A 13,277-nucleotide genomic window follows, 5' to 3' on the forward strand; every position below is an offset into this window, starting at 1 on the left:
GATTCGGCCTCCGGTGCCCGGCCCCCGGTTATCCCGCCTCTGCCACCGGCTCCGCGAACTGCGCCGCGTACAGCCGCGCATAGGCCCCGTCCGCCGCCAGCAGCTCGTCGTGGGTGCCCTGCTCCACGATCGCGCCGGACTCCATGACCAGGATCAGGTCCGCGTCGCGGATCGTGGAGAGCCGGTGCGCGATCACGAAGCTGGTGCGGCCGGTGCGCAGCTGCGCCATGGCGTGCTGGATGAGGACCTCGGTACGGGTGTCGACCGAGCTGGTGGCCTCGTCCAGGACCAGGATCGCCGGCTCGGCGAGGAAGGCGCGGGCGATGGTGATCAGCTGCTTCTCGCCCACCGAGACATTGGCGCCCTCGTCGTCGATGACGGTGTCGTAGCCGTCCGGGAGGGTGCGGACGAAGCGGTCCACGTGGGTGGCCTTCGCCGCCTCGATGATCTTGTCCATCGAGGTTCCCTCGGGCGCGCCGTAGGCGATGTTCTCGGCGATGGTGCCGCCGAAGAGCCAGGTGTCCTGGAGGACCATGCCGATGTTGGAGCGCAGCTCCTCGCGGCTCATCGCCTGGATGTCCACGCCGTCCAGGGTGATCCGGCCGCCGCGCACCTCGTAGAACCGCATCAGCAGGTTGACCAGCGTGGTCTTGCCCGCGCCGGTCGGGCCGACGATCGCGACGGTCTGGCCCGGGTGGACGGCCAGCGACAGGTCGTCGATCAGCGGCTTGTCGTCCTCGTAGCGGAAGGAGACGTCCTCGAAGACGACATGGCCGCTGAGGTGCTCGGGGCGCTCGGGCGCGGCCGCGTCCGGCTCCTGCTCGGCGGCGTCCAGCAGCTCGAAGACCCGCTCCGCCGAGGCGACGCCGGACTGCACCAGGTTGGCCATCGAGGCGACCTGGGTGAGCGGCTGGCTGAACTGCCGGGAGTACTGGATGAACGCCTGGACGTCCCCGATGGACAGCGCGCCGGAGGCGACGCGCAGGCCGCCGACCACCGCCACCAGGACGTAGTTCAGGTTCCCGATGAACATCATCGCGGGCTGGATGATCCCGGAGATGAACTGGGCCTTGAACCCCGCCTCGTACAGCGCGTCGTTCTGCTCGCGGAACAGCGCGGCGGACTCCTTCTGGCGGCCGAAGACCTTGACCAGGGAGTGGCCGGTGTACATCTCCTCGATGTGCGCGTTGAGCTTGCCGGTGGTCTTCCACTGCTGGACGAACTGGGGCTGCGCCCGCTTGCCGACCTTGGTGGCGACGACGACCGAGACCGGCACGGTGACCAGCGCGACCAGGGCCAGCAGCGGCGAGATCCAGAACATCATCGCCAGCACGCCGACGATGGTCAGCAGCGAGGTGAGGATCTGGCTGAGGGTCTGCTGGAGCGTCTGCTGGATGTTGTCGATGTCGTTGGTGGCGCGGGAGAGCACCTCGCCGCGCGGCTGCTTGTCGAAGTAGCGCAGCGGCAGCCGCGCCAGCTTCTCCTCGACCTGCTCGCGCAGCCGGAAGACGGTGCGCTGGACGACGAAGGTGGCGATCCGGGCCTGCACGAAGCCGAAGGCCGAGGCGCCCACGTAGATCAGGAAGACCCACATCAGGACGGTGCCGACGGCGCCGAAGTCGATGCCCTGGCCGGGCACGACCGGCATCGTGCCGAGCATGTCGGCCAGCCCGTCGTCGCCCTGGTCGCGCAGGTGGGCGACGGCCTGGTCCTTGGTGATGCCGGCCGGCAGCTGCCGCCCGACGATGCCCGCCACGATCAGGTCGGTGGCGTGGCCGAGGACCTTGGGGCCCAGTACGGACAGCGCGACGCCCAGCAGGCCCAGCACCACCGCCACCCACATGACGGCGCGCTCGGGCCGCATCTGCCGCAGCAGCCGCAGGCCGGAGCCGCGGAAGTCCATGACCTTCTCGGTGGGCTGGCCGCCCATCATGCGCGCGGGTCCGGCGGCCGGCGCGGGCCCGCGCCGCTGTGGCGCCTCCTGGCTGGTCACGCGGCCTCCTGCTCGGTGAGCTGGGAGAGGACGATCTCCCGGTACGTCTCGTTGTCCGCCATCAGCGCGGTGTGCGTGCCGGTGCCGACCACCCGGCCCTCGTCCAGGACGACGATGCGGTCGGCGCCGCGGATCGTGGACACCCGCTGGGCGACGATCACGACGGTGGCGCGGTCCGTCTCGCGGGCCAGCGCGGCCCGCAGCGCGGCGTCGGTCGCGTAGTCCAGGGCCGAGAAGGAGTCGTCGAACAGGTAGATCTCCGGCTTGCGCACCAGCGCCCGCGCTATGGCCAGGCGCTGCCGCTGCCCGCCGGAGACGTTGCCGCCGCCCTGGGCTATCGGCGCGTCCAGGCCGCCTTCCATCCGCTCGACGAAGTCGCGGGCCTGCGCGGTCTCCAGCGCGTGCCACAGCTCCTCGTCGGTGGCGTCCGGGTTGCCGTAGCGCAGGTTCGTGGCGACGGTCCCGGAGAAGAGGTACGGCTTCTGGGGGACGAGGCCGATGACGGAGGCCAGCGTCTCGGGCGCGAGGGTGCGCACGTCCACGCCGTCCACCAGCACCTGGCCGCCCGTCGCGTCGAACAGCCGGGGCACCAGTCCCAGCAGGGTGGACTTGCCGCTGCCGGTGGAGCCGATGACGGCGGTGGTCTCACCCGGGCGGGCGAGCAGCGAGACGTCCTTGAGGACCGGCTCCTCGGCGCCCGGGAAGCGGAACTCCACGCCGCGCAGTTCCAGTTCGCCGTGCCGCCGCAGCTCGGTGACCGGGGCCTTCGGCGGACTGACGCTGGTGTCGGTGGCCAGCACCTCCTGGATGCGCTCGGCGCAGACCTCGGCGCGCGGCAGCATCATCACCATGAACGTCGCCATCATGATCGACATGAAGATGTACATCAGATAGCTGAGGAAGGCGGTCAGCGCGCCGATCTGCATGCCGCCGCTGTCGATGCGGTGCCCGCCGAACCAGACCACGGCCACGCTGGAGACGTTCACGATCAGCATGACCAGCGGGAACATCAGCGACATCAGCCGGCCGGCGCGCAGCGAGACGTCGTACAGGTCGTGGTTGGCGCCCTTGAAGCGCTCGCGCTCGTAGCCGTCGCGCACGAACGCCCGGATGACCCGTATGCCGGTGATCTGCTCGCGCAGCACCCGGTTGACGGTGTCGATGCGCTCCTGGACACCGCGGAACAGCGGGCGCATCCGGCGCACGATCAGCGACACCAGGACCGCCAGCACCGGCACGATGACCAGGATGAGGCCGGACAGCGGCACGTCCTGGTTGAGCGCCATCACCACACCGCCGACGCACATGATGGGCGCCGCGACCATCATCGTGAACGTCATCAGGACCAGCATCTGGACCTGCTGTACGTCGTTGGTGGTACGGGTGATCAGGGACGGCGCGCCGAACCGGCCCACCTCACGGGCGGAGAAGGACTGCACCCGGTCGAAGACCGCGGCCCGGATGTCCCGGCCCAGCGCCATGGCCGTACGGGCGCCGAAGTACACCGCGCCGATGGAGCAGCAGATCTGGAGCAGCGTCACACCGATCATGACGCCGCCGAGACCGAGGATGTAGCCCATGTCGCCCTTGATGACGCCGTCGTCGATGATGTCGGCGTTCAGGGTGGGCAGGTAGAGGGTGGCCAGCGTCTGGATGAGCTGGAGCAGCACGATCAGGGATATGGGGCGCATATGGGGTCGCAGATGCGCCCGCGCCAATCGGACCAACACCATTCGAGCCTAAGCGAGCGATGACCACCGGCAATCGGATTTTCCGGCGCCACCCGAACGGGCCGGCAGGCTTTACCAGAACTTGTCCGGACACCCGCCGTGGCCAACCGGAACGGGTCCCGTCGCCGCGTACGCCATCATGGAGGCACCCTGAACGACGCAACGACGTGACGACGAACGACGACGAAGAGGCCGCCGTGACAACAACTGGCACCGTGCGCTACTGGGCCGCGGCGAAGGCCGCCGCCGGCACCGCCGAGGAGCCGTACGCGGCGGCGACGCTCGCCGAGGCGCTGGCCGCGGCGCGCGAGCGGCACGCCGCGAACCCGGAGTTCGCCCGCGTCCTGCTGCGCTGTTCGTTCCTGGTGGACGGGGACCCGGTCGGCAGCCGCGATCACGCGGCCGTCCGGCTGGCCGAGGGCGGCACCGTCGAGGTCCTGCCGCCGTTCGCGGGAGGATGAGCGAGAGCATGAGCGAGAACCAGTCGCCGAACCCGTACGGGCCCTACGGCCCGTACGAGCCGCAGGACCAGCAGCAGGACCGGCGGCCGCAGCAGCCCGCGCCCGACCCGCAGGCTCCGTACGGCACGCCCGGGACGTACGAGAACGGCGGTGCGTACGGGCAGCAGGCACCGCAGTCGTACGGCGGTCACGACGGCCCGTACGGCCAGGCGCCGCAGCAGCCGTACGGGCAGCAGGCCTACGGGCAGCAGCCCCAGCAGTCGTACGGGCAGCAGCCCCAGCAGCCGCAGCAGACGTACGGCCGGCAGGCATACGGAACCCCGCCGTACGGACACCAGCAGCACCAGCAGCATCCCCCGCAGCAGGCTTACGACGCGTACGGGCAGCCGCAGCAGACGGCCTGGCCCGCGGCGGCCGGGCAACAGCAGCAGACCGGCCAGTACGGACAGCCGGGCCACAGCGGGCAGTCCGGCCAGTACGCCACCGGCCACGACGGCCGGGCGGGTTACGGCCAGGGCCCGGCGCAGGGCGCTGCGTACGGACAGCAGGCCTCCACCACGGGCGGCGGCCACGAGGACCCGCAGACCCAGATCTGGACGGCGCCGACCTGGGACACCAGCGCGCAGCTGCCCGTCCTCGGCGGACCGGACGCGGGCCCCGACCCGTCGGCCGCCGAGACCTCGTACCTCCCGAAGCAGAGCCCCGCGCCGACCGCCGTGCGGAGCCCGCAGCCGCAGACCCAGACCCCGCCGCAGACCGGCGCACAGCCGCGGCACCGGGGCGCGGCGGAGCCCGAGCGGCCGTCGGACGGGCCCGCGCCCGACCTCTCGCGGCTCGCGCCCAACCAGCGGGCCCGCGCCGAGGGCCGGTCCCCGATCATTCCGCCCGGTCTGCGGCCCGCGGCCGTCACCGCCGCGCTGGCCGTGCTCCTGGCGCTCGCCGCGCCGCTGCCCCGGGTGGCCCTGATGGTGCCGGTGGTGCTCCTCCAGGCCGTCACCGCGGCCGGCTGGTTCCGGCTCAACGGCATGTGGCCGGCCCGGCAGGGCATCGCGCTCGCCTTCCTGGCGGGCGTGACCACCGACATCGCGCTGCTGGCCACGGAGCGCGAGCAGGCGCCCGTGGTCGCCATCGGCACACTCGGCGTCTGGTGCCTGTTCGTGCTGATCCTCCAGCTGCGCAACCGCAGCAGCGCCGACGAGCGGATGTACGCGCTGACCGCGGGCCTCACCTCGACCGCGCTGACGGTGCTGGCCGCCGGGCAGCTGGCCGCCGCGGCGAACGCGGTGACGGTGGGCTGCGTCGCGGTGGCCGTGGCCACCCTCGCCCGCGCGCTGCCGCTGCCCCCGGTCCCGTCGCTCGCCGTCGCGCTGCTCGGCGGCGCGGGCGCGGGCATCGCGGCCGGCCAGCTCACCGGCCTGGGCGCGGCCGGCGCCCTGCTCGGCCTGGTCGCCGGCGGCTGCGCCCTGATCGGTCTCCGCGTGGCCAGCTACGACTACCCGTCCCGCTTCGTCCACCTCACCGCGGGCGTGGCCCTGCCGCTGACCCTGGCGGCGCCGGCGGTGTACGTCCTGGGGCGGGCGCTGGCCTGACACCTCGGTTCACAGGCGGGTCCGGTGTTGCGCCGGGCCCGCCTTTCCGTTGCCGGGACCGGTGCCCCGGACCGCGGAAATCCGCCTGCCCCCACCGGCCGGTTAGGCTCACGGGACAGACCGGGGGTCTGACCCGGTACACAACCGGGCCGAAATCGGCCCCACGCCTGGGGGTAGTGGTTCGATGCGCGCACTACGAGTGCTGTTGGTGATCGTCGTGATACTCGGCGGCCTGTTCGTGGCCGCCGACCGCGTGGCCGTGAACATCGCCGAGGACAAGGCCGCGGACAAGATCCGCGGCAGCCAGGGGCTGGACCGTACGCCGGAGGTCTCGATCACCGGCTTCCCGTTCCTGACGCAGGTCGCGAACCGCAGCCTGGACGAGGTGGACGCCACCATCGACGGGCTGAACGCCACCGCCGAGGGGCACACGCTGCGCATCCAGCAGCTCTCGGCGAAGTTCCACGACGTCAAGCTGACCAGCGATTACACCTCGATCGAGAGCGCCGCGAGCGCGTCCGGCGAGGCCCGCATCTCGTACGCGGACCTGACCACCGCGTCCGGCAAGAACGTCAAGGTGAGCTACGGCGGCGAGAAGAACGGCAAGAGCCAGGTGAAGATCTCGCCGAACCTGCCGAACCTGCCGATGCTGAACTCGCTGGAGGTCACCGGCACGGTCAGCGTCGTGAACGGCGACACCGTACGGCTGCGCGCCGACTCGCTGCCGGCCCTGTGCTCGCAGCTGTCCGCCTGCCGCGACCAGGTCCGCGCGCAGACCGACCACGAGTGGAAGCTGAACCGGCTGCCCGGCGGCCTGAAGCTGGACAAGGTCGTCTCGACGCGGGACGGCATCTCGATCTCGGCCAGCGGCACGAACGTCAAGATCCAGGGCTGAGCGCCGGTGCCGTGCCCCCGGCCGGGGCTCCCCCCACCCCCGGCCGGGCCGGTAACGGCACGGAACGCCGCGAATCACCCATCCGTCCGGCCATTGAGACACACCGTCCCGTAAGCCAGACCCCCACCGTCGGGCGAGCCGCACCGGGGTGCCCCGCACCCCTCCGCCCACCACTCCGCGTACCGCCATACGGACGACAGCGTCTCAGCATCCGACACACCGGTGACACGCCGAGCCGACCCTCCCTACGATCGGTCGCATGCAGAGCTCTCTGAGCGGTCCCCGTCACCGGGGACAGGCGAATCTCACGAAGCGGCGGGCAGTCGACCTGTGCCGCGTCGCCGCCATGCTCTGTCGCACTGCCTGACGGGCGGCCTCTCCCCCCGTACACGCCCGGCCCGCTGAGGCCACCCTGCCACTTCCACGCAGCGCCGCGATCCCCGCCGCCGCGCGCATCGGCGTACGCGTGCCCCGCAACTGCCCCGGAGGAGAACAACATGAGCCGTAGCGACGTCCTGGTGGACGCCGACTGGGTCGAGGCCCACATCGACGATCCGAAGGTGGTCATCGTCGAGGTCGACGAGGACACCTCGGCCTACGACAAGAACCACATCAAGAACGCCGTCCGCATCGACTGGAAGCAGGACCTCCAGGACCCGGTGCGCCGCGACTTCGTCGACCAGGCGGGCTTCGAGAAGCTGCTCTCCGAGAAGGGCATCGCCAACGACGACACCGTCGTCCTCTACGGCGGCAACAACAACTGGTTCGCCTCGTACGCGTACTGGTACTTCAAGCTGTACGGCCACGAGAGCGTCAAGCTGCTCGACGGCGGCCGCAAGAAGTGGGAGCTGGACTCCCGCGACCTGGTCGACGGCGCGCAGGTGCCGAACCGCCCGAAGACCGACTACAAGGCGAAGGCCCAGGACACCTCCATCCGCGCCTTCCGGGACGACGTCGTCGCCGCGATCGACAACCTCAACCTGGTCGACGTGCGCTCCCCCGACGAGTTCAGCGGCAAGCTGCTCGCCCCCGCGCACCTGCCGCAGGAGCAGTCGCAGCGCCCCGGCCACGTGCCCAGCGCCCGCAACATCCCGTGGTCGAAGAACGCCAACGACGACGGCACCTTCAAGTCGGACGACGAGCTCAAGGCCCTCTACGAGGCCGAGAACGTGGACCTGTCCAAGGACACCATCGCCTACTGCCGCATCGGCGAGCGCTCCGCGCTCACCTGGTTCGTCCTGCACGAGCTGCTCGGCCAGTCGAACGTCAAGAACTACGACGGTTCGTGGACCGAGTACGGCTCGCTGGTCGGCGTGCCGATCGAGCTCGGCGCCGCGAAGTAGGCGCACCGCCGCAGTACCGCCTCCCCGTACCCCTCAACCCTCCAAGGAAGTACCGACATGTGTGGAGCACAGGCCGGCGGCCCGGACGCTTCGACGATCAAGCCGGGTGAGACCACCATCCAGGGCAGCGTGACCCGCGACGGCCAGCCCGTCACCGGTTACGTGCGCCTGCTGGACAGCACCGGCGAGTTCACCGCCGAGGTCCCCACCTCGGCCACCGGGCAGTTCCGCTTCTACGCGGCCGAGGGCACCTGGACGCTGCGCGCGCTGGTCCCGGGCGGGACCGCCGACCGCACCGTGGTCGCCCGCAAGGGCGGTCTCGCGGAGGTCGCCATCGCCGTCTGACGACGGTACGCAGCCGTACGCGCGTACGGCCGGAGGGCCGCACCCCAGGGGTTTGGACGCCATGGCTGGGGGTGCGGCCCTCCGCGCTTCCCAGGCACCCGCGCCGGACCTACCGTGGAAGCATGTCCGCGCACCAGCGTCCGCCCGCGCAGCGCCGGCACCGCCGGTACTTCGCCCTGATGGGCGTGTGTGTCGCCCTGTTCGTGCTGGCGTGGGGCGTGGTGCGGCTGTGGTCCGTCCCGGCGGCCGTGGCGATGTGCGTGGTCGCCATGGTCATCCCGCCGTTCGCGGCGATCATCGGCAACCGGCGGGAGCCGGGTGAGCGCTGGTGGGACGAGTCGGGCGACCCGGAATCGGACCGGTGGTGGCGCGAGCTGGACGACCACGGGCCCGGCCGCCGCTGAGCCGCGGGCGCGGGCACGCTTCCGGGCCCGGCCGTACGCGTACGTCCCGGGCCCGGCCGTACGGGCGCGCCGCCTCAGTACACCAGCGCCTGCACGCCGTCCGGCATGACCTCGCTGACGAACACCTGCGCCCCGGCGATCCGGGCGCCCTCGATCAGGTCCTTCTCCTCGATGTCCCGGCGTGCCGCGCACTGCGTGCACACGGTGATGGTGCCGCCGCCCGCCGTGATCGAGTCGATCAGGTCCGGCAGCGGGGCCGCGTGCGGCAGCTCGAACTCCGCCGCGCGCCCCGGCAGCCCGAACCACGCCGACTCGCCGGTCAGCCAGAGCGAGACCTGCACCCCGCTGGCCACGGCCACCGCCGCCACCGTGAACGCCTGCGAACACCGCTCGGGCGCGTCCGCCCCCGCCGTCACCTTGATCACCAGCTTCTTCGCCATACCCGCACTCTAGGGCGCGCCCGCGCGTTCCCGGCGGCCCGCGCGCCGGGCGGGACCGACCTCACAGCGCCGGGTCCGACCGCGCCGACTAGACTCGCTCCCGGTCCGTAACACCTCACTGACGTCCGAGGAGCGCGCTCGTGCTTGAGGCAGTCTTCACCACCCTGCTCGTCCTGGTCGCCGTCGGCGTCGTCGCCTTCGCCGGACTGACCTGGAAGAAGCTGTACCAGGGCCAGCGCTGAACCACTGAGACCCGACCTTTCCCCGAAACAGATCGCCTGAGCTGATGATCGAGATCCCGTCCGACCTGAACCCGGCCCTCGTGCCCCTCGCCTTCCTGCTGGGCAACTGGGAGGGCGCGGGCGTCGCCGACTTCCCCGGTTCCGAGAAGTGCAACTTCGGCCAGGAGGTCACCTTCACCCACGACGGCCGTGACTTCCTGGAGTACACCTCGCACAGCTGGGTGCTCGACGGCGAAGGCAAGAAGGTCGCTCCGCTGGAGACCGAGTCCGGCTACTGGCGCATCGACAAGGACCGCAAGGTCGAGATCGTGATGATCCGCGACGGTGGTGTCGCGGAGGTCTGGTACGGCGAGCTGGCCGACCAGAAGCCGCAGATCGACCTGGCCACCGACGCCGTCGCGCGCACCGCCGCCTCCGGCCCGTACAGCGGTGGCAAGCGCCTGTACGGCTACGTGAACAGCGACCTGATGTGGGTCGGCGAGAAGGCCACCCCCGAGGTGCCGCTGCGCCCGTACATGTCCGCGCACCTGAAGAAGGTCGTCGACCCGCGCGAGTGGGCCAAGGACATCAAGGACCTGCCGGACGACGGCATCGCGTTCTTCAAGTAGACCCCCGTGGGTCCGCACGGACCCACGGCACACGGCGCCCCGCGGGGGAAGTCCGGTGAGAGTCCGGCGCTGACCCGCAACGGTAAGCGGAAGCCTGCTTCCGCGAGCCCGATCGCCCGCGGGGGCGCCCGTTCCTGACAACTCGCCGTGGACTGCGAGGGGACTCCGCCGCCGGCCTCGTGCCACGCGCCGTCACCCCGAGCGTACGGACGCGGCCCGAGCCGAAGGCGTACGTCCCCTTGGCCGCCCCCGCCGCCCGCACCACCGCCGTACCCACCGCGCCGCTGGCCGCCGGGCTCGCCATGGCGCTGCTCGTCTCGCTGCTGTGCGGCGTCGGCCTCGGCGCCTCCGGCGTCGGCTGGGCCGATGTGCTGCGCTATCTCAGCGCGGGGCTGGGCGGCGGCACCATCGCCCCGGACGAGGTCTCCGCGTACACCATCGTGTGGGAGCTGCGCTTCCCGCGCGCCGTGCTGGCCGCCGTGGTCGGCGCCGGGCTCTCGGCCATCGGCGTCGCCGTGCAGGCCCTGGTCCGCAACGCGCTCGCCGACCCGTTCGTGCTGGGCATCTCCTCCGGCGCGGCGGTCGGCGCCAACGCCGTCCTGCTCTTCGGGTCGCTCGGCGCGCTCGGCGTCTGGGCACTGTCCACCGCCGCGTTCGGCTCGGCCCTGCTGGCCATGGTGCTGGTGTACGCGGCGGCCCGCGGCGCGCACGGCCTGACTCCGCTGCGCCTGGTCCTGACCGGCTCCGCGATGTACTACGGCTTCTCCGCCGTCTCCACGCTGATGATCTTCGCCCATGACCACGGCGAGGCGGCGCGCTCCGCGATGATGTGGCTGCTCGGCAGCCTCAGCGGCGCGGGCTGGGGCTCGGTGCCGGTCGCCGCGGCGGCGGTGGCCGGCGCGCTGCTGTACCTGTCGCTCTCCGCGGGCCGCCTGAACGCGCTCGCCATGGGCGACGAGTCGGCCGCCGCGCTCGGCGTGGACCCGGGCCGGCTGCGTCGGCAGCTGTTCGCGGTCACGGCGGCCGTCACCGGCGCGGTGGTCGCGGTCAGCGGGGCCATCGGGTTCGTCGGGCTGGTGGTGCCGCACGTGACGCGGATGCTGGTGGGCGCCGGGCACCGCCGGGTGCTGGTGGTGGCGCCGCTGCTGGGCGCGGTGCTGCTGGTGTGGGTGGACATCCTGTCCCGGGTGCTGCTGGCGCCCGTCGAGCTGCCGGTCGGGGTGATCACGGCCGTCATCGGGGTGCCGTGCTTCGTGCTGCTGCTGCGGCGGCGCGGTTACGCGTTCGGGGGTGGGGCGTGATGCGGGGACACGGCACGTCGTACGGAGGCGAGGGCTGATGCGGCTCGATATCGACGCGGTGTCCGTGGACGTGGCCGGGGCCCGGCTCGTGCACGACATCACCCTGCGCGCCGGCAGCGGCCGGGTCGTCGGACTGGTCGGGCCCAACGGCAGCGGCAAGTCGACACTGCTGCGCTGCGCGTACCGCGCGCTGCGCCCCGCCGCCGGGGCGGTACGGCTGGACGGCACCGACCTGCACGCCATGGGCGTACGCGAGAGCGCCCGCCAACTGGCCGCGCTGCCCCAGGAGTCGGCGACCGAGTTCGGCTTCACGGCCGCCGAGGTGGTCGCCATGGGGCGGCTGCCGCACCAGCGCGGTTCGGGCCGCCCCAGCGCCGCGGACCTGCGGGTGTGCGAGCGCGCGCTGGACCGTACCGGCGCCGCGCACCTGGCCGAGCGCGCCTTCCTGAGCCTGTCCGGCGGCGAGAAGCAGCGCGTCCTGATCGCCCGCGCGCTGGCCCAGGAGCCGCGGGTGCTGGTACTGGACGAGCCGACCAACCACCTCGACATCGCGCAGCAGTTGGAGCTGCTGGCCCTGGTGCGGGACAGCGGGCTGACGGTGCTGACCGCGCTGCACGACCTCAATCTGGCCGCCGGGCACTGCGACGAGCTGTACGTCGTCTCCCACGGCCGGATCGTCGCCTCCGGCGCGCCGCACGACGTACTGGCCCCGGACCTGCTCGCCGAGGTGTTCGGGGTGCGCGCGCACCGCGTACCGCATCCCGAGACCGGCGCCGTCCAGCTGCTGTTCGACCGCCTGCCCGGCCGTACCGAACCGTCGGCCGCCCCGTGAAGACCGCCGCCGAAACCGCCCCGAGGACCCCCATGCGCATCCGCCACCGCTCCGCCGCCCTGCTCACCGCCCTCGCGCTCGCCGCGCTCACCGGCTGCGGCGCGCACGTCGCCGAGGACGGGAAGGGGGCCGGGAAGGGGGACTCCGCGACGGCGTCCGGGTCCGGGCACTACCCCGTCACCATCGAGAACTGCGGCACGAAGACGACGTACGACAAGGCGCCGCGGCGGGTGGTCACCAACGACGTCGGGATCGCGGACATCATGTTCGCGCTCGGGCTGGAGGACCACATGGCCGGGTATGTGATGCCGGAGTACCGGGGGAAGCTCGACGCCGTCGCCTGGAAGGACGCGTACGGCAAGGTGCCGTGGCTGTCCAAGAAGGCGATCACCAAGGAACTGGCCCTGGACGCCAAGGCCGACCTGGTCTTCGCCGGCTGGAACTACGGCTTCGGCGAGGACAGCGGCGTCACCCCCGCCTCCCTGAAGAAGCTCGGCATCGGCAGCTACGTCCTGACCGAGTCGTGCCGCAACGGGGCCGACGGGGACCAGGGCACCGCGCGCGGTGTGATGCCGCCGCTGGACGCGCTCTACACCGACCTGCGGACGCTGGGGAAGATCTTCGACGTCGAGGACCGGGCGGAGGCGCTGATCGCGAAGTACCGCAAGCAGGTCGCCGACGCGCAGGCCGGGGCGCCGGAGGACGGTGCGCGGCCGACCGTCTTCCTGTACGACGGCGGCCAGGACAAGCCGATGACCTCCGGCCGCTTCGCCGGGCCGCACGACATCATCACCAAGGCCGGCGGCGACCACGTGATGAAGGACCTGAAGGACTCCTGGACCACGGTGGGCTGGGAGACGGTGGTCGAGCGCGATCCCGACGTGATCGTCATCAACGACTACGGCACGCCCACCGCCGAACAGAAGAAGGCGTTCCTGAAGTCGTACGCGCCCCTGAAGAACGTCTCGGCGGTCAAGAACGACCGCATCTTCGTCATGGACTACGCCGACCTGGTCGAGAGCCCGCGCAACCCCGCGGCCGTCACGGCGCTCTCCGGCTACCTGCGGGGCGTACGCGAGCACTGACACCGGACC

Annotated in this window: 14 protein-coding genes; 11 read left to right on the forward strand and 3 right to left on the reverse strand. The window is 71.9% G+C overall.

What is annotated here, in order from left to right; genetic code table 11:
• Positions 1-28: 28 nt before the first annotated feature.
• Both CP973_RS36870 and CP973_RS36875 read right to left on the reverse strand, forming a co-directional pair.
• Positions 29-1,930: an ABC transporter ATP-binding protein gene (locus CP973_RS36870; RefSeq protein ID WP_244410313.1), complete on the reverse strand. Its 1,902-nt coding sequence runs from the start codon at positions 1,928-1,930 to the stop codon at positions 29-31.
• A 59-nt stretch (positions 1,931-1,989) separates the two neighbouring features.
• Positions 1,990-3,723 (reverse strand): ABC transporter ATP-binding protein, encoded by a 1,734-nt coding sequence (locus CP973_RS36875; protein ID WP_150248679.1) that lies wholly within the window; start codon positions 3,721-3,723, stop codon positions 1,990-1,992.
• A 215-nt stretch (positions 3,724-3,938) separates the two neighbouring features.
• Here CP973_RS36875 and CP973_RS36880 point away from each other — a divergent pair, with 215 nt between their 5' ends.
• The 7 genes from CP973_RS36880 (at position 3,939) to CP973_RS36910 (ending at position 8,760) form a co-directional block, all read left to right on the forward strand.
• Positions 3,939-4,184 (forward strand): MoaD/ThiS family protein, encoded by a 246-nt coding sequence (locus CP973_RS36880; RefSeq protein ID WP_003987004.1) that lies wholly within the window; start codon positions 3,939-3,941, stop codon positions 4,182-4,184.
• 8 nt (positions 4,185-4,192) lie between these two features.
• On the forward strand, positions 4,193-5,773 hold the full coding sequence (locus tag CP973_RS36885; RefSeq protein ID WP_150248682.1) for a hypothetical protein: 1,581 nt from the start codon (positions 4,193-4,195) through the stop codon (positions 5,771-5,773).
• A gap of 184 nt (positions 5,774-5,957) precedes the next feature.
• A complete protein-coding gene (locus CP973_RS36890) occupies positions 5,958-6,668 on the forward strand; it encodes an LmeA family phospholipid-binding protein (protein WP_167538584.1) in 711 nt (236 codons plus the stop codon).
• Between the two features lie 259 nt (positions 6,669-6,927).
• Positions 6,928-7,035 carry a putative leader peptide gene (locus tag CP973_RS41890; protein ID WP_394298653.1) on the forward strand — a complete coding sequence of 36 codons (108 nt, stop codon included), beginning with the start codon at positions 6,928-6,930 and terminating at the stop codon, positions 7,033-7,035.
• 130 nt (positions 7,036-7,165) lie between these two features.
• Positions 7,166-8,011 (forward strand): sulfurtransferase, encoded by an 846-nt coding sequence (locus tag CP973_RS36900; RefSeq protein WP_150248685.1) that lies wholly within the window; start codon positions 7,166-7,168, stop codon positions 8,009-8,011.
• Positions 8,012-8,068: 57 nt separating this feature from the next.
• Positions 8,069-8,356, forward strand: a complete 288-nt coding sequence (locus CP973_RS36905) for a DUF1416 domain-containing protein (protein WP_150248689.1) — start codon at positions 8,069-8,071, stop codon at positions 8,354-8,356.
• A 122-nt stretch (positions 8,357-8,478) separates the two neighbouring features.
• Complete coding sequence (locus tag CP973_RS36910) at positions 8,479-8,760, forward strand: DUF3099 domain-containing protein (RefSeq protein ID WP_150248692.1); 282 nt, start codon at positions 8,479-8,481, stop codon at positions 8,758-8,760.
• A 74-nt stretch (positions 8,761-8,834) separates the two neighbouring features.
• Here the strand turns inward: CP973_RS36910 and CP973_RS36915 are convergent, their stop codons facing one another.
• On the reverse strand, positions 8,835-9,200 hold the full coding sequence (locus tag CP973_RS36915; protein WP_150248695.1) for a DsrE family protein: 366 nt from the start codon (positions 9,198-9,200) through the stop codon (positions 8,835-8,837).
• Positions 9,201-9,486: 286 nt separating this feature from the next.
• Between CP973_RS36915 and CP973_RS36920 the strand changes: the two genes are divergently transcribed.
• The 4 genes from CP973_RS36920 (at position 9,487) to CP973_RS36935 (ending at position 13,268) form a co-directional block, all read left to right on the forward strand.
• On the forward strand, positions 9,487-10,050 hold the full coding sequence (locus tag CP973_RS36920; protein ID WP_030592261.1) for a heme-binding beta-barrel domain-containing protein: 564 nt from the start codon (positions 9,487-9,489) through the stop codon (positions 10,048-10,050).
• Between the two features lie 302 nt (positions 10,051-10,352).
• Positions 10,353-11,351 (forward strand): FecCD family ABC transporter permease, encoded by a 999-nt coding sequence (locus tag CP973_RS36925; RefSeq protein WP_150250794.1) that lies wholly within the window; start codon positions 10,353-10,355, stop codon positions 11,349-11,351.
• 37 nt (positions 11,352-11,388) lie between these two features.
• Positions 11,389-12,183: an ABC transporter ATP-binding protein gene (locus tag CP973_RS36930; RefSeq protein WP_150248698.1), complete on the forward strand. Its 795-nt coding sequence runs from the start codon at positions 11,389-11,391 to the stop codon at positions 12,181-12,183.
• 32 nt (positions 12,184-12,215) lie between these two features.
• Positions 12,216-13,268, forward strand: a complete 1,053-nt coding sequence (locus CP973_RS36935; RefSeq protein ID WP_150248701.1) for an ABC transporter substrate-binding protein — start codon at positions 12,216-12,218, stop codon at positions 13,266-13,268.
• The last annotated feature ends 9 nt before the right edge of the window (positions 13,269-13,277 follow it).

Source organism: Streptomyces albofaciens JCM 4342, from assembly GCF_008634025.1.
GTDB lineage: Bacteria > Actinomycetota > Actinomycetes > Streptomycetales > Streptomycetaceae > Streptomyces > Streptomyces albofaciens.